General features: G+C 73.8%; 24 protein-coding genes. 15 read left to right on the top strand and 9 right to left on the bottom strand.

Features of this window, described 5'->3' with window-relative positions; all coding sequences use genetic code 11:
• Positions 1-37 precede the first annotated feature (37 nt).
• Together IEW90_RS11040 and IEW90_RS11035 are read right to left on the bottom strand one after the other, a co-directional pair.
• Positions 38-544 carry a tetratricopeptide repeat protein gene (locus tag IEW90_RS11040; protein WP_188718342.1) on the bottom strand — a complete coding sequence of 169 codons (507 nt, stop codon included), beginning with the start codon at positions 542-544 and terminating at the stop codon, positions 38-40.
• Positions 541-2,607, bottom strand: a complete 2,067-nt coding sequence (locus IEW90_RS11035; RefSeq protein WP_188718341.1) for a prolyl oligopeptidase family serine peptidase — start codon at positions 2,605-2,607, stop codon at positions 541-543. Before IEW90_RS11035 ends, IEW90_RS11040 begins: the two co-directional genes overlap by 4 nt.
• A gap of 235 nt (positions 2,608-2,842) precedes the next feature.
• On the opposite strand from IEW90_RS11035, the gene IEW90_RS11030 reads away from it, so the two are divergent.
• Positions 2,843-3,766: an endonuclease domain-containing protein gene (locus tag IEW90_RS11030; RefSeq protein WP_188718340.1), complete on the top strand. Its 924-nt coding sequence runs from the start codon at positions 2,843-2,845 to the stop codon at positions 3,764-3,766.
• Positions 3,767-3,890: 124 nt separating this feature from the next.
• Here IEW90_RS11030 and IEW90_RS11025 read toward each other — a convergent pair whose 3' ends face one another.
• Genes IEW90_RS11025 through IEW90_RS11015 form a run of 3 tightly spaced genes read right to left on the bottom strand, consistent with a single transcriptional unit; the run spans position 3,891 to position 6,251 of the window.
• Positions 3,891-5,297, bottom strand: a complete 1,407-nt coding sequence (locus IEW90_RS11025; RefSeq protein ID WP_188718339.1) for a class II fumarate hydratase — start codon at positions 5,295-5,297, stop codon at positions 3,891-3,893.
• 58 nt (positions 5,298-5,355) lie between these two features.
• Positions 5,356-6,015, bottom strand: coding sequence for a DUF4245 family protein (locus tag IEW90_RS11020; RefSeq protein WP_188718338.1), 660 nt, complete (start codon positions 6,013-6,015; stop codon positions 5,356-5,358).
• Positions 6,012-6,251: an exodeoxyribonuclease VII small subunit gene (locus IEW90_RS11015; protein WP_188718337.1), complete on the bottom strand. Its 240-nt coding sequence runs from the start codon at positions 6,249-6,251 to the stop codon at positions 6,012-6,014. Before IEW90_RS11015 ends, IEW90_RS11020 begins: the two co-directional genes overlap by 4 nt.
• A gap of 165 nt (positions 6,252-6,416) precedes the next feature.
• Here IEW90_RS11015 and argE point away from each other — a divergent pair, with 165 nt between their 5' ends.
• Positions 6,417-7,604, top strand: a complete 1,188-nt coding sequence (argE, locus tag IEW90_RS11010; RefSeq protein ID WP_229679644.1) for an acetylornithine deacetylase — start codon at positions 6,417-6,419, stop codon at positions 7,602-7,604.
• Complete coding sequence (locus IEW90_RS11005; RefSeq protein WP_188718336.1) at positions 7,601-8,890, top strand: MFS transporter; 1,290 nt, start codon at positions 7,601-7,603, stop codon at positions 8,888-8,890. Before argE ends, IEW90_RS11005 begins: the two co-directional genes overlap by 4 nt.
• Positions 8,891-8,920: 30 nt before the next feature.
• Here IEW90_RS11005 and xseA read toward each other — a convergent pair whose 3' ends face one another.
• Positions 8,921-10,144, bottom strand: coding sequence for an exodeoxyribonuclease VII large subunit (gene xseA, locus IEW90_RS11000; protein WP_188718335.1), 1,224 nt, complete (start codon positions 10,142-10,144; stop codon positions 8,921-8,923).
• Between the two features lie 108 nt (positions 10,145-10,252).
• Here xseA and IEW90_RS10995 point away from each other — a divergent pair, with 108 nt between their 5' ends.
• Complete coding sequence (locus IEW90_RS10995) at positions 10,253-11,281, top strand: 4-hydroxy-3-methylbut-2-enyl diphosphate reductase (RefSeq protein ID WP_373284761.1); 1,029 nt, start codon at positions 10,253-10,255, stop codon at positions 11,279-11,281.
• A gap of 50 nt (positions 11,282-11,331) precedes the next feature.
• Positions 11,332-11,775, top strand: coding sequence for a hypothetical protein (locus IEW90_RS10990; protein ID WP_188718334.1), 444 nt, complete (start codon positions 11,332-11,334; stop codon positions 11,773-11,775).
• A gap of 82 nt (positions 11,776-11,857) precedes the next feature.
• Here IEW90_RS10990 and fbaA read toward each other — a convergent pair whose 3' ends face one another.
• Positions 11,858-12,886, bottom strand: coding sequence for a class II fructose-bisphosphate aldolase (fbaA, locus tag IEW90_RS10985; RefSeq protein ID WP_188718333.1), 1,029 nt, complete (start codon positions 12,884-12,886; stop codon positions 11,858-11,860).
• Positions 12,887-13,070: 184 nt separating this feature from the next.
• On the opposite strand from fbaA, the gene IEW90_RS10980 reads away from it, so the two are divergent.
• The 10 genes from IEW90_RS10980 (at position 13,071) to IEW90_RS10935 (ending at position 24,012) form a co-directional block, all read left to right on the top strand.
• Entirely contained in the window at positions 13,071-14,798 is a 1,728-nt protein-coding gene (locus IEW90_RS10980) for a dihydroxyacetone kinase family protein (RefSeq protein ID WP_188718332.1), read from the top strand.
• A gap of 2 nt (positions 14,799-14,800) precedes the next feature.
• Positions 14,801-15,256, top strand: a complete 456-nt coding sequence (locus tag IEW90_RS10975; protein ID WP_188718331.1) for a ribose-5-phosphate isomerase — start codon at positions 14,801-14,803, stop codon at positions 15,254-15,256.
• 1 nt (position 15,257) lies between these two features.
• Complete coding sequence (locus IEW90_RS10970) at positions 15,258-16,031, top strand: triose-phosphate isomerase family protein (RefSeq protein ID WP_188718330.1); 774 nt, start codon at positions 15,258-15,260, stop codon at positions 16,029-16,031.
• On the top strand, positions 16,028-16,747 hold the full coding sequence (locus IEW90_RS10965) for a GntR family transcriptional regulator (RefSeq protein WP_188718329.1): 720 nt from the start codon (positions 16,028-16,030) through the stop codon (positions 16,745-16,747). Before IEW90_RS10970 ends, IEW90_RS10965 begins: the two co-directional genes overlap by 4 nt.
• A gap of 109 nt (positions 16,748-16,856) precedes the next feature.
• A complete protein-coding gene (locus IEW90_RS10960; RefSeq protein ID WP_229679643.1) occupies positions 16,857-17,792 on the top strand; it encodes a sugar phosphate isomerase/epimerase family protein in 936 nt (311 codons plus the stop codon).
• A 3-nt stretch (positions 17,793-17,795) separates the two neighbouring features.
• Positions 17,796-18,779, top strand: a complete 984-nt coding sequence (locus tag IEW90_RS10955) for a 3-hydroxyacyl-CoA dehydrogenase family protein (RefSeq protein WP_188718327.1) — start codon at positions 17,796-17,798, stop codon at positions 18,777-18,779.
• Positions 18,780-18,808: 29 nt separating this feature from the next.
• Positions 18,809-19,579 (top strand): SDR family NAD(P)-dependent oxidoreductase, encoded by a 771-nt coding sequence (locus IEW90_RS10950; RefSeq protein ID WP_188718326.1) that lies wholly within the window; start codon positions 18,809-18,811, stop codon positions 19,577-19,579.
• 139 nt (positions 19,580-19,718) lie between these two features.
• A complete protein-coding gene (locus IEW90_RS10945) occupies positions 19,719-21,089 on the top strand; it encodes an MFS transporter (RefSeq protein WP_188718325.1) in 1,371 nt (456 codons plus the stop codon).
• 244 nt (positions 21,090-21,333) lie between these two features.
• Complete coding sequence (gene glpX, locus IEW90_RS10940; protein WP_188718835.1) at positions 21,334-22,287, top strand: class II fructose-bisphosphatase; 954 nt, start codon at positions 21,334-21,336, stop codon at positions 22,285-22,287.
• Between the two features lie 84 nt (positions 22,288-22,371).
• Entirely contained in the window at positions 22,372-24,012 is a 1,641-nt protein-coding gene (locus tag IEW90_RS10935; RefSeq protein ID WP_188718324.1) for an SRPBCC family protein, read from the top strand.
• A 4-nt stretch (positions 24,013-24,016) separates the two neighbouring features.
• Here IEW90_RS10935 and IEW90_RS10930 read toward each other — a convergent pair whose 3' ends face one another.
• Together IEW90_RS10930 and IEW90_RS10925 are read right to left on the bottom strand one after the other, a co-directional pair.
• Entirely contained in the window at positions 24,017-25,717 is a 1,701-nt protein-coding gene (locus IEW90_RS10930) for an ABC transporter ATP-binding protein (protein WP_188718323.1), read from the bottom strand.
• Positions 25,714-26,838 carry a DUF1611 domain-containing protein gene (locus IEW90_RS10925; RefSeq protein WP_229679642.1) on the bottom strand — a complete coding sequence of 375 codons (1,125 nt, stop codon included), beginning with the start codon at positions 26,836-26,838 and terminating at the stop codon, positions 25,714-25,716. Before IEW90_RS10925 ends, IEW90_RS10930 begins: the two co-directional genes overlap by 4 nt.
• Positions 26,839-26,978: the final 140 nt, after the last annotated feature.

Genomic DNA, 26,978 nt, shown 5'->3' with positions numbered 1-26,978 from the left:
GACGAGTGCCGGATCGCCGCAGGGCGACGGCCGTGGCTCATCGGCCTGTGAGGTCCTCCGCGTAGGCGAGGACGGAGCGGCGGTACAGCGGCAGCGTGGGCGCGAGCGCCTCGAGGGCGACGCGCAGCGCCTCGTCGTGCCGCCCGGCGCTGTGCAGCGCGAGGGCGAGGAACGCCTCGCGCGCCGCGCGCGTCGACGGATGCGGCGTCGCGGCCTGGAGCATCCCGATCGCCTCGTCGAGGCGGCCGAGGTTGCGCAGGGTGGACGCGTGCTGGATCACCCGCTGCGCCTCGCGCGCCGGATCGGCTTCGGCGAGGCCGGCCTCGGCCGCTGCGCGGTAGAAGCCGTCGGCCTCCGCCTCGCGGCCCGCTGCGTCGTGCGCGCCCGCGAGCTCGAACAGCCCGGTCGCCAGGTGCGGCGCGCGCTCGGCGAGCGCGCGCATCGGTGCCACGCGCGCGTCGTCCTCGAGCCCCTCGTCCTCCCACAGCGCGGCGACGTCGGCTTCCCAGAGCGCGGCGACCTCCGCCTCCCAGCCCTCGCTCATGCCTCGGGGACGCGCTCGACCTCAAGGCCCGTGTGGGCGGCCGCGAAGGCGAGCTGGTCGGCGAACTCGAGCGCGGCCGCATCCTTGGGCTTGCCCATGCCGTGGCCGGCGCGCGTGTCGATCGAGAGCAGGATCGGTGCCTCGCCGCCCGCGGCCGCCTGCGCGCGCTGCAGCTCGGCCGCGAACTTGAACGAGTGCGCCGGCACGACGCGGTCGTCGTGGTCGCCGGTGGTGATGAGCGTCGGCGGGTAGGGGCGCTCCGCGACGTTGTGCAGCGGCGAGTAGGCGCGCAGGTACGCGTGCGCGTCGGCGTCGTCGGGGTCGCCGTAGTCGCTCGTCCAGGCCCAGCCGATCGTGAAGCGGTGGAACCGCAGCATGTCGAGGACGCCCACGCCGGGCAGCACGGCCGCCCACAGCTCGGGCCGCTGCGTGAGCGCGGCGCCCGCCAGCAGGCCGCCGTTCGAGCGGCCGTGGAGCGCGAGCTGCTCGTGCGTCGTCACTCCTGTCGCCACGAGGTGCTCCGCGATCGCGTAGAGGTCGTCGAAGACCTGCTGCTTGCGCTCCTTCGTGCCGCCCTTGTGCCAGTCGGAGCCGAACTCGCCGCCGCCGCGGAGGTTCGGCACCACGAGCGTGCCGCCCGCGCCGACCCACGCCGCCGTGACGGCCCGGAACTCGGGGTTCATGGGGATGTTGAAGCCGCCGTACGCCCAGATGAGCGTGGGGCGCGGCGCGCCGTGGTCGACGCCCTCGGGCTGCACCAGGAACGCGGGCACCTCCGCGCCGTCGCTCGAGGTGGCGCGGATGCGGGTGGTCGTCGCGGCGGGCGCGGCCGGACCGGGCGTCGGCAGCGTCCGGTGCGCGACGAGTCGCGCCCCGTCGACCTCGAGCACGTGGCGGGTGCCGCGGTCGACGAAGCTCGTGGTGCTCGCGAGCACCACGTCGCTGCGGGCGCTCGTCTCGAGGCCCGTGATGCTCACGCCCTCGCCGAGCGGCAGGGCGTCGCCGAGCGTCCCGTCGAAGGTCGCGAGCTGCGCGCGGTGGCTCGCGTCGTGCGAGTACTCGAGCACGAGGCCGGAGGCCGTGATCGAGGCGTCGAGCAGCACGTCCTCGTGGTGCTCGGAGACGACCGTCGCCCGCGCGCCGGTGGCGAGGTCGAAGGCGTCGAGGCGGTAGCGCGGGGCGCCCTCGTCGGTGACGACGTAGAGCGCGCCGTCGTGCACGCCGATCGCGTTCCGCTCGACGTCGTGGCCTTCGGCGAGCTGTCGCAGCGCGGACTCCGGCTCGCCGTGGCGACGCGCGGCGAGGTCGTTGCCGCTCGACGCGCCGGTGTCGGTCGAGAGCACGAACCACTCGTCGTCGCGCGGCCAGTGGCGTGCGAAGAGCCGCGGCTCCTCGGGGCGCGAGAAGAGCACGGCGTCGTCCTCGACAGCCTCGCCGATCGTGTGCGCCATGAGCCGGCCGGCGCCCATCTCGTCGGTGAGCGCGGCGCCCGTCGGGGCGTCGTAGCGCCAGTAGGTGAAGCTGCGGTCGCCCGGCAGCCAGACGGGGGCGTTCCACTTCGTCCACGGGATCTCGTCGGCGAGGTCGGCGCCCGTGACGACGTCGCGCACCTTGAGCGTGCGCCAGTCGGAGCCGCCGTCGGCGACGCCGTAGACGAGGATCGCGCCGTCGGGCGAGACCGAGGCGGCGGTGACGGCGACCGTGCCGTCCGCCGAGAGCGCGTTCGGGTCGAGCAGCACGCGGCCCTCCTCGAGGCCGTCGACGGAGTCCGCGGTGACGAGCACCGGCTGGTTCTGGCCGTCGGAGTGCCAGGCGAAGGCGCGGCCGCCGCGGATCCAGGGGCAGCCGCGCGTGGGCGCCTGCAGCAGCGCGGTCGTGCGGCCGCGAAAGGCCTCGCGCGCGGGCAGGTCGGCGAGCACCGGCTGCGCGAACGCGTTCTGCGCGGCAACGAAGGCCGCCGTCTCGTCGCTGTCGCCGTCCTCGAGCCAGCGGTACGGATCCGCGATCGCCTCCCCGTGGATCGTCTCGACCGTCTCGTCTCGTCGCACCTCGGGGTATCGCATGCTCCCCACCCTACGTTTCCGCCCTTCGGTCGCGGATGTGCACCGAACGGTCCCTCGGGCGGGCGGCTTGGGGCCGTCCGGTGCACCTCGGCGGGCCCGCGTGCGCCGATCGGCCCATGTGCGGCTCGCGTCGGGGCGCTTCGGTGCACGTGCTGCGCGCGCGTCCGACTACGTCGTTCCACAGTCGGTGCGACGGCGGCCGCGCGTCGGGGCCGGGATGCGGCACGGTGCGGCCATGCGCGCTCCCACTCCGCTGCCCCGTCCGTTCGAGAGCGGCCCGTTCCGCGTCGCCGAAGCCCTCGCGCATGGCGTCGGTGCCAAGCGGCTGCGTGGTCGCGACCTCGAACGGCCCTTCCACGGCGTGCGCAGCGGCCCGGTGGCGTCGCCGCGCGAGCACGCCGGTGCGTACGCGGCCTGGATGCCGCCGCACCACGCCTTCGGAGGCACGACCGCGGCGCGGCTCTGGGGCCTGCCGCTGCCGAACGGGTGGGTGCCGACCGAGCCGCTCGTGATCGCACGGCCGAGCGGCACGACCCGTGGACGCGGCCGCGGCACTCGGCACATCGCGGTCGATGCCAGCCGCCTTCGGCTCGTGACCCTCGACGGCCTCCGGCTGCTCGACCCGCTCGGCACAGCGCTCACGCTCGCGCGCGAGCTCGACCACGAGCCGCTCGTGCACGTCGTCGACGCGCTCCTCACGCCGTCGCATCGCTACCCGGACCTGCTGCTGCCCGTGCGGCCCTGGACGAGACCGGAGGAGACCGTCGCCTTCGTCGAGCGCTGTCGAGGGCTGCGCGGTGCGGTCGCGCTCGCAGCGGCGCTCGCAGACGCGCGGGTCGGTGTCGACTCGCGCTTCGAGTCCGTGACGCGTCGGATCCTGGTGCTCGCGGGCCTGCCCGAGCCGACCATCCATCCCGAGGTCGTCATCGACGGCATCGCGCTCCATCCCGACCTCGGGTACCCGCGGCTTCGGGTGGCCGTGGAGTACGAGGGTGAGGGCCACCTGGATCCGCGACGCGCCGCGGAGGACATCCTCCGCTACGAGATGCTCGAGCGGGCCGGCTGGATCGTCGTCCGCGTGACGCGACTCGACCTCGCTCGCGGCGGCGTGCGCCTCGTCTCGCGCGTCGCCGCAGCGCTGGTGCGCCGCGGCGCCTGAACCGCACGTGCACGGAACGGCCCAGCGCGATGCACGAGCGGGGCGCTTCGGTGCACGTGCCGCCGCGCAGTCGCACGACACGGCCCCCTGGAGGAGGTCCAGGGGGCCGTTCGGTGCAGGTTCGCTACTTCGCGACGCCGGGGTGCGTCATCGAGAGCAGGTCGAGCGCCTTGTCGAGGTCGGCCTCGGTGAGCTCGCCGCGCTCGACGTAGCCGAGGTCGACGACGGCCTCGCGCACCGTGATGCCCTTCGCGACCGAGTGCTTCGCGATCTTCGCGGCGGCCTCGTAGCCGATGAGGCGGTTGAGCGGCGTGACGATCGAGGGGCTCATGCCGGCGAGCGCCGCGGCGCGCTCCGTGTCGGCCTCGAGGCCCGCGACAGTCTTGTCGGCGAGCACGCGCGAGGCGTTCGAGAGCAGGCGGATCGACTCGAGCAGCGCCGTGCCCATGACGGGGATCTGCACGTTGAGCTCGAACGAGCCCGAGGCGCCGGCCCACGCGACGGTGGCGTCGTTGCCGATGATGCGCGCGCACACCATGAGCACGGCCTCCGGCACGACCGGGTTGACCTTGCCCGGCATGATCGACGAGCCCGGCTGCAGGTCGGGGATGCGCAGCTCGCCGAGGCCCGTGTTGGGGCCCGAGCCCATCCAGCGCAGGTCGTTGTTGATCTTCGTGAGCGAGACCGCGATCGTGCGCAGCGCGCCAGACGCCTCGACGAGGCCGTCGCGGTTGGCCTGCGCTTCGAAGTGGTCGCGCGCCTCGGTGATGGGGAGCCCCGACGAGGCGGCGATCTCGGCGATGACCCGCTCGGGGAAGCCGAGGGGCGTGTTGATGCCGGTGCCGACGGCCGTGCCGCCCTGCGGCACCTCGGCGACGCGGGGGAGGGCGGCCTGGATGCGCTCGATGCCGTAGCGGACCTGCGCCGCGTAGCCGCCGAACTCCTGGCCGAGCGTGACGGGCGTCGCGTCCATGAGGTGGGTGCGGCCGGGCTTGACGGCCTCCTTCCACAGCGCCGCCTTGTCCTCGAGGGCGGAGGCGAGGTGGTCGAGGGCGGGGATGGCCTCGTCGATGAGCGCGCCCGTGACGGCGATGTGCACCGAGGTGGGGAAGACGTCGTTCGACGACTGCGAGGCGTTCACGTGGTCGTTCGGGTGCACCGCCTGGCCGCGGTGGCGGCTGGCGAGCGTCGCGAGCACCTCGTTCATGTTCATGTTCGAGGAGGTGCCGGAGCCGGTCTGGTACGTGTCGACCGGGAACTGGTCGTGGTGGTCGCCGGCGATGATCTCGTCGGCCGCGGCGACGATGGCGTCGGCGACGTCGGCCTCGAGGATGCCGAGCTCGCGGTTGGCGATGGCGGCGGCGCGCTTGATGCGCGCGAGCGCCACGATCTGGGCCGGCTCGAGGCCCTTGCCCGAGATCGGGAAGTTCTCGACCGCGCGCTGCGTCTGCGCGGCGTAGAGCGCGTCCTTCGGCACGCGCACCTCGCCCATGGTGTCGTGCTCGATGCGGTACTCGGTCTCAGCGTTCACGTCGTCGTGCCTTCCTGCGTGGGGGTTCGGATGCGTCTGGGTGCTTCGGGGGCCGGCGTCAGCCGGCGGCGAGCTGCTCGCTCACGGCCTCGACGAACGCGTCGAGCTCGACGTCGCCCGCGGTGCCGGCGACGATGACGGTCGATGCGCCGACCTCAGCTGTGAGCACGTAGGCGAGGTTGCCGGCGCCGTCGACGCCGCGCTGGTCGTGCTCGGTCCACGCGATGCCGTCGACGGTGCGCTCGCCCGTCTCGGGGGCGTCGCGGATCGCCTGCGCGAGCCAGGTGGGGTTGGCGTCGATCGCCTGCGTGACCGAGAGGAACTGCTGCTCGGGCGTCACGTAGCCGGCGTACCAGGTGAGCACCTGGCCGCTGCCGGTGCGCAGCTCCGCGGCGTTGGCCGCCCAGCCCTCGGGCAGCCCGGGCGCGACGAGCTCGACGTCGACCGTCGCCTCGGCGGAGCCGGCGGCGGCGGCCACGTCGATCGGATCCTGCGGGGCAGGGTCGGGCCGGAGCACGACGAGCACCATGACGAGCACGACCGCGAGGCAGACGATGACCGCCGCGGCGAGGTTCGTGAACGTCTGGTTGTCGCGGTGCCGCTTCGAGGCGGCGGCCTTGCGCTCGAACGTCTCCTGCGGCGTCTCGGGCCGGCCGAGCTCCGCGACGATGCGCTGCGGACGCTGCCTCGGCGCCCGCGGGGTGCGATCGGGGCTCATGCCTCGGCGGCGTCCGTGCTCGCGGAGCCGGCGGCGCGCGCCGCGTCGAGCCGCGCCTTCGCGCCCTGCAGCCACTGCTCGCAGCGGTCGGCGAGCGCGTTGCCGCGCTCCCAGAGGGCGAGCGACTGCTCGAGCGATGCGCCGCCCGACTCGAGCTCCTGCACGACGCGCACGAGCTCGTCGCGCGCGGCCTCGTACGACAGCTCGTCGACGGGCGTGCTGGGCGTGGTGGTCACCTCGCAAGCCTACCCCCGGGGGCCGACGCGGCGCGGGCGCCGGGCGGGCGGCCGGGCGGCAGGGGAGGTCGGAGCGGCGACGGGATATCAGATGTGTGCGGGCCGCGTCGCTCACGACGTGCCAGGATCGACTCCGTCCCATCCGCGAACCGCGAGGAGGCCGCCGTGCCCGCAGACGCCACCATGGAGCAGATCGAGCGGCTCATCCGCGTCGACACCACGAGCCGCGAGACGAACCTCCCGCTCGTCGACCAGGTCGAGGCCGACCTCCGCGCGCTCGGGCTCGAGCCCGTGCGGGTGCCCAGCGAGGACGGCCGGAAGGCCAACCTGCTCGCCACGATCCCCGCCGCCGACGGCACGACCACCGGCGGCATCGTGCTCTCCGGCCACACCGACGTCGTCCCCGTCGACGGGCAGGCGTGGAGCAGCGAGCCCTTCGCCCCGGAGGTCCGCGACGGCCGCCTCTACGCGCGCGGCAGCGCCGACATGAAGTCGTTCATCGGCGTCGTGCTCGCGAAGGCGCCCGCGATGGTCGCGGCCCGGCTCGCCGAGCCCATCCACCTCGCCCTCTCGTACGACGAGGAGGTCGGCTGCGTCGGCGCGATCGGCCTCGTCGACGAGATCGCGCGCCGCGGCATCGCCCCGCGCGGCTGCGTCGTGGGAGAGCCGACGAGCATGCGGATCGTGCGCGGCCACAAGTCGATGAACGTCTTCCGCGTCGACGTGCGCGGCCTGGCCGCCCACTCCTCGCTCACCCCCCAGGGCGAGAACGCGATCGTCGCGGCGGCCGAGCTCGTGCGCTTCGTGCAGGGCGTCGCCGACGAGATGCGCGCCGAGGGCCCCTTCGACGAAGGCTACGTCGTGCCCTACACGAGCGTGAGCGTCAACCGCATCGACGGCGGCATCGCCATCAACACGATCCCCGCCGAGTGCACGGTGCACTTCGAGTTCCGCGCGCTCACGACCGTCGACCACGACGCGCTCGTCGAGCGCTTCCGCGCCGAGTGCCGCCGCATCGAGGCGGGCATGCAGGAACGCCACCCGGGCGCGAGCGTGACCCTCACGACCACGGCCGCGGCGCCCGGCGTCGACACCCCGGCCGACGCGGACATCGTCGCCCTCGCCGCCGCGTGGGGCGCCGAGCCCAGCGACGACAAGGTGACCTACGGCACCGAAGCGGGCCTGTTCGCGAACGCGGGCATCCCCACCGTCGTGTGCGGCCCGGGCGACATCGCCCAGGCCCACGCCCCCGACGAGTTCATCGAGCTCGACCAGATCGACGCCTGCGAGGCGTTCGTCGACCGCCTGGTCGACGCGCTCAGCATCGCGCCCGCAGCAGAGGAGACCGCATGACCGCCACCGCCCCCGGGGCACCCGCCCCCGAGGTCACGCCCGAGCGGCTGCGCGCCGCGCGGAAGGCCGTGATCTCCAGCTCGATCGGCGCCGCCCTCGAGTGGTTCGACATCATCGTGTACGCGTCGTTCGCCGTCGTCATCACCCGCATCTTCTTCCCCGACGCGGGCGAGTACGGCCTCATCTACACGTTCGCGACGTTCGCGACGACCTACCTCATCCGACCGCTCGGCGGCTGGCTGCTCGGCTCGTACGCCGACCGCAAGGGCCGCAAGAACGCGCTCACGCTGACGCTCCTGCTCATGATGGTCGGCACGCTGCTCATGGCCGTCGCGCCCACGTACGCGATGGTCGGCGTCTGGGGCGGCGTGATCATCCTGCTCTCGCGCCTCATCCAGGGCTTCTCGGCGGGCGGCGAGTTCGGCACCGCGACGACGTTCCTCATCGAGACGGCGCCGCACAAGAAGATGTTCTACGCGTCGTGGCAGATCGCCGCGCAGGGCGCCTCGATGCTGCTCGCGTCGGCCTTCGGCTTCGCGCTCAACACGTACCTGACGGCCGAGCAGCTCGACTCGTGGGGCTGGCGCGTGCCGTTCTTCGTGGGGCTGCTCATCGGCCCGGTCGGCCTCTACATCCGCGCCCGCCTCGCCGAGCCCGACGAGCTCGGCGCGAAGGACCGCGCGCGCTCGCCCATGGGCACGCTGCTCACGCAGCACCTGGGCCGGATGCTCGCGGGCTCGGCCGTCATCGGCGTCGCCACGATCTCGGTCTACATGATCCTGTACATGCCGACGTTCGCGGTCGCGAACCTCGACGTGCCGCCCACGGCCGCCTACCTCGGCGGCGTCGTGGCGGGCGCGATCGCGCTGTTCGGCTCGCCGTACGTCGGCCACCTCGCCGACCGGGTCGGCCCCGCGCGGGTGATGACGTGGGCGGCCATCGCGGCGCTCGTGCTCGCCTGGCCGATCTTCCAGGTGATCGTGACGCTCCGCAGCGTGCCCGCGCTCATCGTCTCGATCGCGCTGCTCGGCCTCATCATGGCGTTCTACTTCGCGCCGCTGCCGGGCCTGCTCTCATCGATGTTCCCGGCCGAGATCCGCGGCACGGGCCTGTCGATCACGTACAACGTGGGCGTCACGCTGCTCGGCGGCATCGCGCCGCTCGTGCTCACGTGGCTCATCACGACGACCGGCTCGCTCAACGCGCCGAGCCTGTACTACATGGCGATCGCGGCGCTCTCGCTCGTGGGCCTGTTCTTCGTGCGACGCACGTTCGGTCAGCGCTGAACCGTCGGCCCCGCCAGGAGGCGCATCCGGTCACTCGACCGGGTGCGCCTCCTGCACGTCGGCGGCGATGGAGCCGGCCGCGAGCGTGACGAGCACGCGGTCGCCGGGGGAGGCGTCGGCCGCGTCGCGGAGCACGTGGCCCTCGGCGGTCTGCACGACGGCGTAGCCGCGGTCGAGCGTCGACTGCGGGCTCAGCGCCCGCAGCGTGCCGCGCAGGTGCTCGAGCCGCTGCGCGCCGAGGTCGACGGCGCGGCCCGCGAGCTCGTCGGCGCGCGCCGCGAGCCGGGCGAGCTCCTCGGCGCGCTGGTCGATCATCGTCTCGGGACGGGCGAGCGCGGGCCGCGAGCGGAACGCCTCGAGCCGCTCGGCCTCGCGCGCCACGAGCTGCGTGAGCCGCATGCCCAGCTGCGCGCGGGCCTGCGCGATGCGCGCCCGCTCCTCGGCCACGTCGGGCACGACGCGCTTCGCCGCGTCGGTGGGGGTGGATGCGCGGAGGTCGGCGACGTCGTCGAGCAGCGGCCGGTCGGCCTCGTGCCCGATGGCGGAGACGACCGGCGTGGTCGCGGCGGCGACGGCGCGCACGAGCCGCTCGTCCGAGAAGCCCAGCAGGTTCTGGAAGTCGCCGCCGCCGCGCGCGATGACGATCACGTCGACCTCGGGGTCGGCCTCGAGCCGCGCGAGCGCCGCGAGCACCGTCGGCACCGTCTGGTCGCCCTGCACGGCGGCGTGCTCGACCCGGAAGCGCACGTCGGGCCAGCGCAGCTGCGCGTTCCGCAGCACGTCCTTCTCGGCGTCGGAGTCGCGGCCGGTGATGAGCCCGATCGTGCCGGGCAGGAACGGCAGCGGGCGCTTGCGCGACGCCTCGAACAGGCCCTCGGCCGCCAGCTGGCGGCGCAGCGCCTCGAGGCGCGCGAGCAGGTCGCCCAGGCCGACGTGGCGGATCTGCGCCGCCACCATCGAGAGCGTGCCGCCGCGCGGCCAGTAGTCGGGCTTCACGAGCAGCACGGCGCGGTCGCCCTGCGAGAACTCGCCGTCGATCGCCTGCAGCGTCGAGCGCCACACGTTGAACGAGACCGTCGCGCCGCCCTCGACGTCCTTGAGCTTGCCGAAGACGTTGCCGCGCGAGTTCGACCACTGCGTGATCTCTCCCTCGACCCACAGGTGGCCGAGGCGGCCGATGTACGACTTCAGCTCGGCGCCGAGGCGCTCGACGCTCCACGGCTCGTCGGGCGTGCCCGTGATCCGCTCGGCCATGCAGCTCCCGTCGTCGTGCCGCGCGAGCGGCGTAGGCGTCCGCCGCCGGCGCAGCGGGGAGGCCCCGCCGCCCAGGCGGCGCGTCGCCTCCCAACGTAGACTGGGCGGGTGACGATCACGAACGGCAGGGTCCCCCTCGACGCCCCGCGCCCGGCGCTCCGCCGCGGCCGGCTCGAGGACCGCGCCGTCGAGGGCGGCAAGCGCATCCTGCTCGCGACGCCCCGCGGCTACTGCGCCGGCGTCGACCGCGCGGTGCTCGCGGTCGAGAAGGCGCTCCAGCAGTACGGCGCGCCGATCTACGTGCGCAAGGAGATCGTCCACAACAAGCACGTCGTGTCGTCGCTCGAGGCGGAGGGCGCGATCTTCGTCGACGAGGTCGACGCCATCCCGGAGGGCGCGCGCGTCATCTTCAGCGCCCATGGCGTGAGCCCGATGGTCGTGCAGGCGGCGGCCGACCGCGGCCTCGACGCGATCGACGCGACCTGCCCGCTCGTCACCAAGGTGCACCGCGAGGCGATCCGCTTCGCGCGCGACGACTTCCACATCCTGCTCATCGGCCACGACGGGCACGAGGAGGTCGAGGGCACCGCGGGCCACGCGCCCGACCGCGTCACGATCGTCAACGACCCCGACGAGGCCGACACCGTGCAGGTCGCCGATCCCGAGAAGCTGGTCTGGCTCAGCCAGACGACGCTCTCGGTCGACGAGACGATGGAGACCGTGCGGCGCCTGCGCCTGCGGTTCCCGCACCTCCAGGATCCGCCGAGCGACGACATCTGCTACGCGACGCAGAACCGCCAGGTCGCGATCAAGAAGGTCGCCGCCGACGCCGACCTCGTCATCGTGGTCGGCAGCGCGAACTCGTCGAACTCGGTGCGCCTCGTCGAGGTGGCGCTCGAGCACGGCGCGAAGGCTGCGCATCGGGTCGACTACTCGACCGAGATCCAGCAGGCCTGGCTCGACGGGGTGCGCACCGTGGGCGTGACGAGCGGCGCGAGCGTCCCCGAGGGGCTCGTGCGGGAGGTGCTCGCCGAGCTCGAGGATGCGGGCTACGCCGACGTGACCGAGGTGCGCACGGCCGAGGAGGACCTCATCTTCTCGCTGCCCAAGGAGCTGCGCCCCAGCCGCAACCGCTGAGCGCATCGCGCTCCATGCCCGCTCCCAGAGCGGCTGGCTAGCGTGGCGGCATGACCAGCGATCTGCGAGACGAGGACCTCGGATCGATCCGCCAGGCGGGCGAGATCGATGCCGACCAGGTGGACGACGCCCCCGAGGCGAGCGGCGGCATCTCGACCGCCGAGGTGGACCGAGGGTCCGCCGACGACGGCCAGCCCGACGGATGGGCCGACCAGATGGCCGACGGCGAGGACTACGACGAGTCGATCGGGGAGTCGAGCGACGACGACCGCGTGCTCGCGACCGACGAGCTCGACGAGATCGACGACGACGACGCCCCGGAGGGCTCGGAGTCGCGCGACGAGGAGTTCGAGGGCGACGACCCGGCCGACATCCCCGACGAGCACGGCGGCTCGGCCGCCTCGGTGGACACGGACGACAACGGGGTCGACGACACGACGATGCCCGAGGGCACCGACCGCATCATCGACGAGAACGACGACGACTGGGAGTAGCGCGCCGCGCCGCTCCGGCAGTGGAGCAGCATGCACGACGAAGGGCCCCCGCCGAGGCGGGGGCCCTTCGCGCTGCCGCGGGCTACTTCGACGACCAGCCGGCCGAGCCGAGCTGCTGCGTCGCCGACACGACGCGCGCGGCCATCGCGGTCTCGGCCGCCTTGCCCCACGCGCGCGGGTCGTACTGCTTCTTGTTGCCGACCTCGCCGTCGACCTTCAGCACGCCCTCGTAGCCCGAGATCATGCTGTGCGCCACCGAGCGCGTGTACGCGTACTGCGTGTCGGTGTCGATGTTCATCTTGATGACGCCGTTGCGCACCGCCTCGGCGATCTCCTCGTCGGTCGAGCCGGAGCCGCCGTGGAAGACGAGGTCGAGCGGCTTCGGGCCGGTGCCGTGCTTCGCGGCGATGCCCTCCTGGATCTCGCCGAGCAGCTCGGGGCGCAGCTTCACGTTGCCGGGCTTGTAGACGCCGTGCACGTTGCCGAAGGTGAGCGCCGCGATGTAGCGGCCCTGCTCGCCGAGGCCGAGGGCCTCGACGGCCTGCTCGACGTCGCCGAGCGTCGTGTAGAGGGCGTCGTTCGAGCCCTCGTGCTGCACGCCGTCCTCCTCGCCGCCGACGACGCCGATCTCGACCTCGAGGATCTGCTGGAGCGCCGCGGTGCGGGGCAGGATCGTCTTCGCGATCTCGAGGTTCTCCTCGAGCGGCACGGCGGAGCCGTCCCACATGTGCGACTGGAACAGGGGAGCGCGGCCGGCGCGCACCTCCTCCTCGCTCGCGTCGAGGAGCGGGTAGAGGAAGGAGTCGAGCGCGTCCTTCGGGCAGTGGTCGGTGTGGAGCGCGACCGTGATCGGGTAGGCCTTGGCCACCTCGGTGACGTACTTCGCGAAGGCGATCGCGCCGCCCGCGCGGTTCTTGACGCTCTGGCCGGCGAAGAAGTCGGCGCCGCCCGTGGTGACCTGGATGATGCCGTCGGAGCCGGCCTCCGCAAGGCCCTGGAGGACCGCGTTGATCGTCGACGACGACGAGACGTTGATGGCGGGGTAGGCGAAGGCGTTGGCCTTCGCCTTGTCGAGCATCTCGGCGTACTGCTCTGGGGTGGCGACGGGCATGCACAGCTCCTTGACTCGTCTCGGCGGCCGCCGTGGACGCAGCCGCGCATGTCGCAGATCAGCCTAGCGATCGGGCATGGACGGCGGGGGAGCGGGCACCGCTTCGTTCCGGAGGAACCGAACTTCCTATAGGGTCGACAGAGCACATCCCGCGCCCGCCTGGGTGCCGACCGAGGAGAGCGCAATGACGCGACTGTTCAACGATCCGTCCCGGTTCGCCGACGAGATGATCGAGGGCTTCGCCGCAGCAGCGGCCCGCTGGGTGCAGGCGGCCCCCGGAGGCGTCGTGCGGTCGACGCGCGGCGACGACGACCAGGTGGCCGTGGTGATCGGCGGCGGCAGCGGTCACTACCCCGCCTTCGGCGGCCTCGTCGGCGCGGGCCTCGCGCACGGCGCCGTGATGGGCAACCTCTTCGCCTCGCCGTCCGCGCACCAGGTGCAGCAGATCGCCCAGGTCTCGCACCAGGGCCGCGGCGTGCTGCTGAGCTACGGCAACTACGCCGGCGACGTGCTGCACTTCGACCAGGCGCAGGAGAAGCTCCGCGCCGAGGGCGTCGACGTCCGCACCGTGACCGTGACGGACGACATCTTCAGCGCCCCCAAGGGCGAGGAGCACAAGCGCCGCGGCATCGCCGGCGACCTCGCGGTCTTCAAGGTCGCGGGCGCAGCGGCCGAGGCGGGCTACGACCTCGACGGCGTCGAGCGCGTCGCGCGCCTGGCGAACGACCGCACCCGCTCGTTCGGCGTCGCCTTCTCCGGCTGCACGCTGCCGGGCGCAGACGCGCCCCTGTTCACCGTGCCCGAGGGCAAGATGGCCATCGGCCTCGGCATCCACGGGGAGCCGGGCATCGACGAGGTCGACGTGCCGACGGCCGACGAGCTCGCCGAGCTGTGGGTCTCCCGCCTCCTCGACGAGGTGCCCGCGGGTGTCGAGCTCGAGGGCGCGCGCGTCGTGCCGCTCGTGAACGGCCTCGGCTCGGTGAAGTACGAGGAGCTCTTCGTCGTCTACCGCCGCGTCGCCCAGCTGCTCGAGGAGCGCGGCATCGCGGTCGTCGAGCCCGAGGTCGGCGAGCTCTGCACGAGCTTCGACATGGCCGGCGCCTCGCTCACCCTGCTGTGGCTCGACGACGAGCTCGAGGCGCTGTGGGCCGCCCCTGCCGACGCCCCTGGGTTCTCGAAGGGCTCGGTGACGCCGCAGCGGCGCGCGGACGCCGTCGTGGTCGAGGAGCTCGAGGAGGAGGTGCCCGAGTCGAGCGCCGAGTCGCGCGACGCCGCCGCCCTCGTCGCGGCCTCCCTGCACGCGGCCGCCGCCGCGATCGACGAGGCCGCCGACGAGCTCGGCCGCATGGACGCGATCGCCGGCGACGGCGACCACGGCATCGGCATGCAGCGCGGCTCCCGCGCGGGCTCCGATGCCGCGGCTGCCGCGGCCAGGGCAGGGGCTGGCGCCCGCACGACGCTGGTGCGCGCAGCCGACGCCTGGAGCGACCGCGCGGGCGGCACGTCCGGCGCCATCTGGGGCGAGATGCTGCGCGCCCTGGGCGAGCAGCTCGGCGACGACCGCGAGGTCACGGCGTCGCTCGTGTCCGACGGCGTCCTCGCCGCCAAGGACGCGGTCATGTCGTTCGGCAAGGCCGAGGTCGGCGACAAGACGATGATCGACGCGATCGTGCCCTTCGCAGACGACCTCGCGCAGCGAGTCGCCGGCGGCCAGCGCCTCCGCGACGCCTGGGGCCACTCGGCCGGCGTCGCCGAGGAGGCGGCGCAGGAGACCGCCTCGATGGCGGCGACCCTCGGCCGCGCCCGCTCGCACGGCGACAGGTCGATCGGCACCCCCGACCCGGGCGCGGTCTCGTTCGCGCTCATCTGCACGACCATCTACGACGTCCTCACCGCAGGCAAGGAGCAGTGACCATGGCGATCCGCCTCATCATCGGCAGCGACAAGGCCGGCTACGACTACAAGGAGATCCTGAAGGCCGACCTCGAGGGCCACGAGCTGCTGGAGTCGCTCGTCGACGTCGGCGTCGACTCCGCCGACGGCGCCACCTCGTACCCGAAGGTCGCGATCGAGGCCGCCGAGCGCATCGCGCGCGGCGAGGCCGACCGCGCGATCCTCTTCTGCGGCACGGGCCTCGGCGTCGCGATCGCGGCGAACAAGGTCTCCGGCATCCGCGCCGTCACCGCGCACGACTCGTTCTCGGTCGAGCGCTCGATCCTCTCGAACGACGCGCAGGTGCTCTGCATGGGCCAGCGGGTCGTGGGCATCGAGCTCGCGAAGCGCCTCGCCAAGGAGTGGCTGACGTACACGTTCGACCCGTCGAGCCACTCGCAGGCGAACGTCGACGACATCTGCGCCTACGAGGGCTGAGATGCGCCGCCTGCTCATCGGCTCGAGCCTGAAGATGTACTTCGGGCGCGCGCGCCAGATCGAGTGGACGCGAGAGGTGGCCCGCATCTGCGCCGCGCACCCCGCGGTGCAGGAGGGGCTCGTCGAGCCCTTCGTCATCCCGACGTTCCCGTCGATCCCCGACGTCGCCCCGATCGCGGCCGAGGGCCGGATGCTCGTGGGCGCCCAGGACCTCCACTGGGAGGACGCGGGCGCGTTCACCGGCGAGGTCTCGGCCCCCGAGCTCGTCGAGCACGGCGTGCGGCTGGCCGAGATCGGCCACGCGGAGCGCCGGGCGATGTTCGGCGAGACCGACGAGACCGTCGCGCGCAAGGTCGCGGCCGCCATGCGCCACGGGATCGCGCCGGTGCTCTGCATCGGCGAGGTCGACGAGGGAGCGCCCGACGCGGCGGCGGCGGCCTGCATCCGCCAGCTGGAGGCATCGCTCGCGCTCGCGCGGGAGGCCGGCTCGACCGGCCGGCTCGTCGTCGCGTACGAGCCCGTCTGGGCGATCGGCGCGCCGGCGCCCGCGGGCGACGACCACATCCGGGCCGTCGGCGGCGCGCTGCGCGCGCACCTCGCCGACGACCCGGCGCTCGACGCGCAGGTCATCTACGGCGGCAGCGCCGGCCCCGGCCTGCTGCCGCGCATCGCCGACGGCGTCGACGGCATGTTCCTCGGCCGCTTCGCGCACGACCCGGCAGCCTTCGGCCGCATCCTCGACGAGGCGCACGAGCTCGCCGAGGCGTCGCGATGACGACGCCGCTGCCCCTGCGCGGGGTGAGCGAGCTCGAGCGCCGAGGGCTGCGCGATCGCGTCTACGACCTCATCCTCGCGATGCTGCTCGAGGGCGACGTCGAGCCCGGCTCGCGGCTGTCGATCGACACGCTCGCGAAGCAGCTCGACGTCTCGCCCACGCCCGTGCGCGAGGCGATGGTGCAGCTCGAGCGCACCGGGCTCGTCACGCGCGAGGCGCTCAAGGGCTACCGGGTGGCGCCGCCGCTCGGGCCCGACCAGCTCGCGGAGCTGTTCGAGGCCCGGATGATGCTCGAGCTCGAGGCCGCGAGGCTCGCGGGGCCGCGCGCCGAGGCGCTCGTGCCCGATCTGCGGCGCGCGCACGCGACCCACGAGGCGTGCGCCGACCGCATCGTCGCAGCCATGGAGCGCGGCGACGTGCCCGTCTCCGTCACGCGCGACTACTTCGAGGCCGACAACGCCTTCCATCGCCGCATCTTCGCCGCGGCGGGCAACCGCTACCTGCTCGCGATGCACAGCGACCTCGGGGCGCTCACGCACCGGCTCCGCCAGGCGGTGCTGCGCGGCACGAGCGACGTGGAGGAGGCGCACGCCGAGCACGAGGCGATCCTGCACGCCTTCGAGCGCAGCGATGCGGCCGGTGCGGTGGAGGCGATGCGAGCGCACATCGACGGAGTGCGCGCGCGCTCGATCGGCGAGGAGCGAGCGGCGCGCTGACCGCTCGGCGGACGCGACGGTTTGCAGTCGCCCGATCCCGCGACTATCTTTCCTATAGGATCTTTTCGAGGGCGGCGGATTCGCGCCGCAGATGCAACGGAGCAGACGGATGGCACAGCAGCCCGCGTTCACCGCCGAGGAGTGGCCGATCGCCACGTGCCTCCACGGCATCCCCCCGATCGGCCGGGACGGCGTCGCCCTGCACGACGCGCCCGCCGAGGTGTGGGACGCGGCGTTCGCCCAGGTGGCCGACGTCGGCTTCACCATGGCCGAGCTCGCCGACAGCCACATCCGCCCCGCCGACCTCGACGCGAGCCGCAAGGACGAGCTGTTCGACATCCTCGCGAAGCACGGCATCACGCTGCCGTCGGTGCACCTGCAGCGCCAGAGCGTCATCATGCCGGGCCACGAGGAGCGCAACCTCGCCTATGCGCACCGCACGATCGACGCCGCCGCCGAGTGGGGCATGGAGGTCTTCTCCACCGGCCTGCACCAGCCCTTCAGCGAGGCGCAGCGCGCCGCTCTGTGGTTCTGGACCGCGCAGGGACCCAAGGACCCTGACGACCCCGAGGTGTGGGCCGCCGCGGTCTCGCGCCTGCGCGAGCTCGGCCAGCACGCCGCCGAGGTCGGCCTCAAGATGTCGCTCGAGATGTACGAGGACACCTACCTCGGCACCGCCGACTCGGCGGTGCGGCTCGTCGAGGAGATCGGGCTCGACAACGTCGGCCTCAACCCCGACATCGCGAACCTCATCCGCCTCCACCGCCCCATCGAGGACTGGCGCGAGATGCACGCGAAGACGCTGCCGTACGCGAACTACTGGCACGTGAAGAACTACACGCGCGACGAGGCCGCGGATGGCTCGTGGGCGACGAGCGTGCCGAGCTCGATGGAGGCCGGCCTCATCAACTACCGCCAGGTCGTGCGCGACGCGCTCGAGCTCGGCTTCGACGGCATCTTCCTCATGGAGCACTACGGCGGCGACAGCCTCGGCAACTGCTCCACCAACGAGCGCTACCTCCGCTCGCTCCTCCCGAAGGGCTGAACCATGACCACCAGGACCATCGCCGTCGTCGGCTCCGGCTACATGGGCGGCGGCATCGCGCAGGTGCTCGCGCTCGCCGGCCACACCGTGCGCATCGCCGACATCTCGCAGGAGATCGCCGAGCAGAACCTCCAGCGCCTGCTCGACGAGGCCGCCGCCTTCGTCGCCGACGGGCTCTTCCCCGCGGACGCGGTCGAGCGGATCCGCGAGCACCTCACGGCGGCGCCCTCGATCGAGGAGGCCGTCGCGGACGCCGACCTCATCGAGGAGGCCGTGCCCGAGAAGATCGAGATCAAGCACGAGACCCTGCGCCGCATCTCGGCCGCCGCGCGGCCCGACGCCGTGATCGGCTCGAACACGTCCACCATCCTCATCGAGCGCCTCGCCGAGGCCGTCGAGCGCCCCGAGCGCTTCCTCGGCGTCCACTTCTCGAACCCGGCGCCCTTCATCCCGGGCGTCGAGATCATCCCGCACGCCGGCACCGAGGAGGCGGCCATCGCCCTCGCCGAGGCGGTCGTCGCCGAGACGGGCAAGGAGACCGCGCGCGTCAAGGACGCGACCGGGTTCGTGCTCAACCGCCTGCAGTACGCGCTCTTCCACGAGGCGACGCAGCTCGTCGAGGAGGGCGTCGCGACGCCCGAGGACATCGACACGATCGTCCGCACCACGTTCGGCTTCCGCCTGCCGTTCTTCGGCCCCTTCGCGATCGCCGACATGGCCGGCCTCGACGTCTACTCGTTCTGCTACGCCTCGCTGCAGACGCGCTGGCCAGAGCGCTTCGCGACGCCCGACAGCCTCCAGGAGCTCGTCGACGCCGGGAAGTTCGGCACGAAGTCCGGCGCAGGCTACCTCGACGTGCCCGCCGCGCGGACCCCCGAGCTCGTGGCCTACCGCAACCGCGCCTACGTGGCCATGCAGCGCCTCAAGGACGAGCTCGGCCCCGCCCCGATCCACCCCGCCACGGCCGACGAGGCCCCCGCGCGCTGACGCGCGGCACGAGCACGCGAAGGAGCGTCATGGCTACCGCCTTCCCCGAGTCCCGGACCGTCGTCCTCACCGGCGCAGCGTCCCCGCGTGGCATCGGCCGCGCCACCGCCCACTTCCTGGCCGAGCGCGGCTGGCACGTGGGCATCATCGACCTCGACGACGCGGCCGCGAAGGCCGTCGCCGCCGAGATCGCCGAGCAGCACGGCGTGCAGGCGGCGGGCGCCGGCGCGAACGTCGCCGACGAGGCCGCGGTGCGCCGCGCGTTCGACGAGCTCGAGGCCGCGCTGCCCCAGGTCGTCGCGCTCGTGAACCTCGCCGGCGTCTCGAGCCCTGTGCCGTACCTCGAGGTGACCGCCGACGAGTGGAACCGCGTCATGGACATCAACATGAACGGCGTCCACTACGCGACCCGACGGGCGGTCGAGTCGATGGTGCAGCACGGCGTCGGCCGCGTGGTCAGCCTCTCGTCGGTCTCCGCGCAGCGCGGCGGCGGCACGTTCTCGAAGACCGTGTACTCGGCCGCGAAGGCCGGAGTGATCGGCTTCACCCGCTCGGTCGCACGCGAGCTGGGCCACCAGGGCATCACCCTCAACGTGGTCTCGCCCGGCCCGATCGACACCGACATCATGGGCGGCACGCTCACCGACGAGCGCAAGACCGCGATGGCCGCCGACGGCGTGCTGCCGCGCATCGGCACGCCGCGCGACATCGCCGCCGCAATCGCCTACCTCATCAGCGAGGACGCCGGATTCGTGACGGGCCAGACCCTGAACGTCGACGGCGGCCTCTACATGCACTGAGACAGGAGCACCCCATGGGCACCTGGTCCAAGTCCCGCATCCTCTTCCTGCTGCTCGGCGTCGTGTGCGTCGGCATCGGCATCTGGTTCATCGCCTCCGGCCTCTAGGCCACCACACCACGATTCGCGAAGGAGCGAACATGTCCAACGTGCCCTCCGGCACCACGACCCAGGCGGGCGAGAGCCCAGCCCTGAAGTCGGCCATCTCCAAGGCGGCTCGGCACCTCATGCCGATGCTCGTCATCCTCTACTTCGTCGCGTTCCTCGACCGCACGAACGTCGGGTTCGCCGAGGACGCGCTCGCGGTCGACCGCGGCATCTCGGCCGGCGCGTTCGCGCTCGGCGCCGGCATCTTCTTCATCGGCTACGCGATCTTCGAGATCCCGTCGAACCTGCTGCTGAAGAGGTTCGGAGCACGGTTCTGGCTCGCGCGCATCGCGGTCACGTGGGGCATCGTCGCCACGGCGTTCGCGTGGACGACGAACGACACGATGTTCATCGTCCTGCGCTTCCTGCTCGGCGTCACCGAGGCCGGCCTCTTCCCGGGCGTGATCCTGTTCCTCTCGGAGTGGTTCCCGAACAAGCACCGCGTGAAGATGTTCGCCATCTTCTACCTGGCGCAGCCCTTCTCGCAGATGCTCGGCGCGCCCCTCTCGGGCGGCCTCATCAGCTTCGGCGACCAGTTCACGCCGTGGCACGGCTGGCAGGTCATGTTCTTCGTCGAAGGCGTCATGGCGATCGTCGCCGGCATCCTCGCGCTGAAGTTCCTCATCAACAGCCCGCAGGACGCGAAGTGGCTGAACGACGACGAGAAGCGCGCCCTCACGGACGTGATGGCGAAGGAGGACTCCGTCCGCGAGTCCGACGGCCCGACCGGCATCTGGCGCGCGATGGGCAACTGGAAGGTGTGGTACTTCACCATCATCTACTTCTGCCTCCAGATCGCGGTCTACGGCACCACGTTCTACCTGCCGCAGCAGGTCGCGAACCTGCTCGGCCAGAACGTCGGCTGGCAGGTCGGCCTCGTGGCGGCCATCCCGTGGCTCGTCGGCCTCTTCGCGTGCTACTTCTTCGGCCGCGCTGCCAACACGGTTCGGCGGCGCCGCCACTGGGGCACGATGTTCTACGTCTTCACCGGCGTGTTCATCCTGGGCTCCGCGTGGGCCGGTGCGACGGGGCAGCCGTTCCTCGGCATCCTCTTCATCACCCTCGCGGTCGCGAGCTTCCTCTCGGTGGGCCCGATCACGTGGTCGTACCCGACGGCGTTCCTCACGGGCACCGCGGCGGCGGCCGGCATCGGCCTCATCAACTCGCTCGGCAACCTCGGCGGCTTCGTCGCGCCCATCATGCGCACCGCGGTCAACGAGGCGGTCCCGACCGACGCCGGCACGTGGGGCGTCGTCTCGCTGGGCGTGTTCGCGTTCCTCGCGGCGATCATGCTCTTCTCGACGAAGTTCTTCACGGCGAAGGCGGATTCGCTGCTCGAGGAGGAGACCGCGCCCGGCCACTAGGCCGACGCGCCGCATCCGACGGATGCACGAGGGCCGGACAGGGGATCGCGACACCCCGGTCCGGCCCTCGGTCGTCGCACGCGAAGGATCCCGGGATCCTTCATCCCACCTGGCCGGGCTGGCGCACGGCCGCTGGATAGGCTCGGGTGAGCCGACCGATGGAGGATGACCCGTGGCGCAGCGCTTCGATGGGACCGAGGGCCACAGCGCCCCGGTCTTCGACAACCCCGACCGCAACCTCGCCATGGAGCTCGTCCGGGCGACCGAGGCGGCGGCCATCCGCGCGGTGCCGTTCATCGGCCGCGGCGACAAGAACGCCGCCGACGGCGCCGCCGTCGACGCCATGCGCACCTTCCTCGCGACCGTCGCCTTCGACGGCGTCATCGTCATCGGCGAGGGCGAGAAGGACGAGGCGCCCATGCTCTTCAACGGCGAGCACGTCGGCAACGGCCGCGGGCCCGCCTGCGACATCGCGGTCGACCCGATCGACGGCACCTCGCTCACGGCAGCCGGCAGGCAGAACGCGCTGAGCGTCATCGCCGTCGCCGACCGCGGCTCCATGTACGACCCGGTCGACGCGTTCTACATGGACAAGCTCGTCGGCGGCCCGGAGGCGGTGGGCGTCATCTCGCTCGAGCAGTCGATCGGCGACAACATCCGCGAGCTCGCGAAGGCCAAGAAGCGCGACGTCGAGGACATCGTCGTCGCCGTGCTCGACCGGCCCCGCCACGCGGAGCTCATCGAGGAGATCCGCGCCGCGGGCGCCGGCACGCGCCTCATGCGCGACGGCGACGTCGCTGGCGGCATCAACGCCTCGCGCTGGGAGAGCCGCATCGACATGTGCGCCGGCGCTGGCGGCACGCCCGAGGGCGTCATCACCGCGTGCGCGATCAAGGCGCTCGGCGGCTTCATGGAGGGCCGGCTCTCGCCGCAGTCCGACGAGGAGCACCGCAAGGTGCTCGCCGCCGGCCACGACCTCACGCGCGTCCTCGGCCTCGACGACCTCGTCTCGAGCGACAACACGTACTTCGTCGCCACCGGCGTCACCGACGGCCAGCTGCTCGACGGCGTGCGCCGCAAGGGCCCGCTCATCCGCACCGAGTCGCTCGTGCTGCGCTCGAAGACGGGCACCGCCCGCCGCGTCATCGCCGAGCACCGCGCCGAGAAGTGGCTCGAGAAGGAGTCGACCCGCGGCTGAGCCGCCCACCGGCATCCTCGACGCCCGTGCCGCATCATCGGCGCGGGCGTCGTCGTCGATGCCGGAGCACGCGATGATGGGCGCATGAGCGCGCCGACGGACCCCGGTGCCGCGCCACGCGGCGCGCGCCGCCTCGTCGGCACCGACCTCGCGCGGCTCGTCGCGATCGCGGGGATGATGGCGGCGCACGTCGTGCTCGAGCCGGGCACGATCCCGGCCGCGGTGGTGTGGGCCGTCGACGGTCCGCCGTCGACGCTGTTCGCCGTGCTCGGCGGCACGAGCGTCGTGCTCGCCTCCCGTGCGCGGCTCGCGGCGGGCCAGCCGTGGGCCGCCCGGCGGGCGCTCGTCGCCCGCGGGCTCGTCGTGGCGCTCATCGGCCTCCTCGTCGAGCCCTTCGCCTCGGCCGTCTACGTCGTGCTCGTGCCGTTCGGCGTGGCGATCGCGCTCTCCGCGCTCGTGGTCGCGGCGCGGTGGTGGGTGCTGCTCGCGATCGCCGTGCCGCTCGCCGCCGCGGGCGGATCGATCGCCGTCCGCGCCCGCGAGGCCCTGCCGGCCCCGGACGACGGCCCGCTCGGCGCCGCCCTCGGCGTGCTGCTCACGGGCGTCTACCCGGTGGTCACGTGGTGGTGCTACCTGCTCGTCGGCATGCTCGTCGCCAGGGCGCTGCTGCGGGCGACGGCGGCGGACAAGGTCGCCGAGCGTCGCGTGCTCGGCCTCGTCGCGCTCGTGGGCGCCGCGCTCCTCGTGGCGGGCTCCGTGGTGAGCGAGGCGGGCATCCGGCTGCTCGCGGAGCGGATGGGCGGTGTCGACCAGGCCTCGGTGCGCGGCATCGCGCTCGCCAACGGCTACGGCGCGGCAGCCGGCCCCGAACCGATGTGGCAGCTCATCGCCGCGCCGCACACCGGCACGCCCGCCGATATCGCGCGCACCGCGGGGCTCGCGCTGCTCGTCATCGCGCTCGTCTCGCTCGCGGTCTCGACGCTGCCGCCGCATGCTGTCCGGCTGCTGGAGCCGCTGCGCGCGGCGGGCGGGGCGCCGCTCACCGTCTACGCCGTGCACGTCGTGCTGGTGACGCTCGGGCTGCAGCTGCTGCTCCCCATCGCGCCCGACCTCGCCCTCGGCTGGGGCGCGTGGCTCGTGCAGCTAGGGATCGCGCTCGCGATCGGCGCGCTGCTCGCCGCGACGGGCTCGAAGGGACCGCTCGAGCGCCTGGTGACGTGGACGGCCGATCGCGCCGCGGGGCTCGCGGTCGGCGCTCGGCCGCTCGAGGTGCAGCGCCCGGACCCGACGAGCCTGACGTTCGAGGTGCCGATGGGGGCGTCCCGCGCGGCGGTCTGGCGGGCGCTCACCGACCCCGAGCAGCTGCCGCGCTGGGTGCCCGACCCGACGCTGCCCATCGTGCGCTGCGAGATGGACGTGCGGCCCGGGGGACGGTACCGCTGGGTGCACCGCACCGCGCTCGGCGAGCTCGTGGTGGCGGGGGAGTACCTGCGGATCGAGCCCGAGCGGACGCTCCAGCAGACGATGGCCGTGGAGGGCCGGCGCGGGCCGGGCACGGTGGTCACCGTCCGGCTCGAGGAGTCCGCGGGCGGCACCGTCGTGACCGTGCACGAGGCCTTCTCGTCGAGCGGGCTGCGCGACAGGGCGGCGCGCCGAGGCGCTGGGGTCGCGGCCGCCTCGTACGAGCGGCTCGACGCGCTGCTGGAGGGCGAGCGCGGCGCCTGAGCCGCTAGGCGGCCGCCGGGCGGTCCGCCGCCTCCGACGGCGGGCGCGCGTCGACGAGCCTGCCGCCCTCGAGGCGCCACACCACGTCCGCGGCCGCGATGGTCTCGGGGTCGTGGGTGATGACGACCGTCGTGCCTTCGCGCTCCGCGACCGCGCGGCGCAGCAGCGCTCGCGTCGGGCCGTCGAGGTGGGCCTCCGCCTCGTCGAGCACGAGCAGCCGCGGCTCGCCGAGCAGCGCCCGGGCGAGCGCGACGCGCGTGCGCTGTCCCGCCGAGAGCAGGCGGCCGCCCTCGCCCACGTCGCTCGCCCAGCCGTCCTCGAGCCCCTCGACGAGCGCGGCGACGCCGCAGCGCTCCGCGACGGCCGCGACGGCCTCGTCGGAGGCGCGCGGCAGGCGGTAGCGCACGTTGCGGTCCACGCTGCCGCGCAGCAGCGGCAGGTCTGGCCCCACGACGCCGATCGCGCGGCGCACCGAGCGCAGGTCGACCGAGCGGAGGTCGGCGCCGTCGAGCTCGACCGCGCCCGCATCCGGGTCGACGAGCCGGGCGACGGCGCTCGCGAGCGTCGACTTGCCCGCGCCGTTGCCGCCGACCACCGCGGCGGTCGCGCCGGCGGGCAGGCGCACCGAGACGCCGCGCAGCCCGGGCTCGACGCCGAGGCCGCGGAGCACGAGCTCGCCCGGGCCGTCCGGCAGCGGCGGAGCGCCCGCGCGGTCGGGCAGCGGGGTCAGGTCGAGGAAGCGCTGCGCCGCCTCGCGCGCCACCGCGGCGCCTGCGGCGTGCTCCGCGACGCGGCCGAGGTCGCGCACGTGCTGCGCGAGCATCCCGACCACGGCGAGCGCGCCGACGACGGCGCCGGGGGAGGCGCCGTCGAGCCGCACGTCGAGCGCGCCGCCCACGAGCACGCCGATCGTCGCGGCGCCCGCCGTCGCCTCCGCGACGCCGCGCGCGGCGCCCGAGGCGCGGGCCTGGCGCACCATCGCCGCCGCGACCGCAGCGCCCTTGCGGTCGATGCGGCGGCGCTCGCGGCGCTCCTGGCCGGAGGCCTGCACCACCGCGACGTTCGCGAGCCGCTCCGCGACCTCGCCGGAGAGCCGCGCGCGGCGCCTGCGTGCCCGGCGCGCGGCGCGGGCGAGGCCGATGCCCACCGCCCAGGTGGCGAGCCCGCCGACCCCGAGCGCGAGCGCGACGGCGACGGCGACGCGCGGCGCGAGGAGCACGAGCGCGCCGAGCACGAGCGCGACCGCCACGCCGCTCACGAGCAGCCGCGCGAGGCCGAGGCTCACCCACGTGCGCAGCGCCGACAGGTCGCCCGCGAAGCGCTGCAGCATGGCGCCGCTCGAGCGGCGGCCGAGCGCGCGGGCGGGCACGCGCGTGAGGTGCTCGAACAGCCGATCGCGCACCTGCTGCACGTAGTGCTGGCCCACCCGCTCGGCGAGCGCCCGCTCGGCCGCGCGGCACACCGCCGCGACGAGCACCGCCGCGCCGAGCGCCCCGAGCATCCACGCCACAGCGGCCCCCGCAGGGTCGTCGCGCGCCTCCGGCGTCGCCCAAGCCGCGACGAGGCCGTCGAAGGCGCGCTGCACGAGCAGCGCCACCCCGACGGCACCGAGCGCCTGCCCGACGCCGACGGCGACGAGCAGGGCGAAGCCGCCGAGGCGGCCGCGCTCGACGGGCCTGGGGAGCCGGCGGGCGTGCTCCGTCATCGTCCGGCGGCCTCGCGCAGCGCGGCGAGCACGCCCTTCGCGTGCGCCGCGTCGGCGAGCGTCGCGGCGTCCCAGACGGGGCACGCGACCTGCGCGCGGAGCTCCTGGGTCGCCAGCGGCGAGGCCGTCACGACGCCCGAGATCGCGAGCGGCCGGATGCCGCGCGCCTCGAGCCACGCGAGGCCGGCGACGCCGCACAGCGCATCGGTCGCGGCGAAGAGCACGCCGTCGACGTGCGCGGCGAACGCGGGATGCGCGACGAGCGCCGCCGTGTCGGCCTGCAGCACGCCGTCGGCGACCTCGACCACGATCGCCTCGCAGCCGTCGGCGGTCAGCCGCTCCACGCCGCGGCGGAGCACCTCTGCGAGCCGCTCGGGATCGACGCCCGCGGTCGTCGCGTGCCCGAAGTCGCTGAAGTCGTACGCGACCTCGGCGCCGTGGTCGCGGAACGAGTGCACGTCGCCGCCGGCGCCCGTGCCCGTCACCTTCACCGCACCGACCCGCACGCCGCCGGCTGCGAGCCCGCGCACGAGCTTCGCGACGGTCGTGGTCTTGCCCGAGTTCATCGCGGCCCCCACGACCGCGACCACCGGCGGCCGGGGTGCGCGCAGCTCGTGCGGCGCGACCTCGGCGAGGCCGCCCTCGGCGACCGTCAGCGGGCGCCCGTCGGCGTCGGCGAGGATGCCGAGCGGCTCGAGGGCGGTCGCGGGCCGCATGACGGCGTGGGCGGCGACGACCTCGCCGGCGACGCCGCCGCCGGCGACGAGCGAGCACGGCCCGAGGTCGGCCGGCACCACCGCGGCGAACTGGTCGGGCGCGTAGCGGGCGCCGTAGGCGACCACCACCTCCTCGCCCTCGCGCAGCGGCGCCCGCCGGCCCTCCGGCAGCTCGATGCGCTGGTGCTGGCCGATCTCGCCCACCCGGGCGAGCACGAGGTCGCCGGATCGCGGGGCGAGGTCGGTGCGCAGCCGCGCGGCCCGGCCGAGGTCGACGCGGCGCGTCGTGTAGGCGCGCTTCGTGAGGCGCAGCGTGCGCTGCAGCGACTCGGCGCGCGCGTCGCGCGGGGCGTCGACGGCAGGGTCCCCGGTGCCGGTCCCGAGGCCGGTGCTGATCGTGGTCATGGCGTGCTCCTCGCTCGTGCGGTGCCCGTCGTCCCGGGCCGGACCCAGTCCACGGGGCGCGGATGAGCCGCGCGTTGCCGCCCGATGAGACGGCCCTCATGCGGGCGCCGAGGTCACGGAACGGTCACGGTCCGCGGTCG

The organism is Agrococcus terreus, assembly GCF_014645235.1.
GTDB classification, from domain to species: domain Bacteria; phylum Actinomycetota; class Actinomycetes; order Actinomycetales; family Microbacteriaceae; genus Agrococcus; species Agrococcus terreus.
This window is presented reverse-complemented; position numbering and strand designations above follow the sequence as displayed.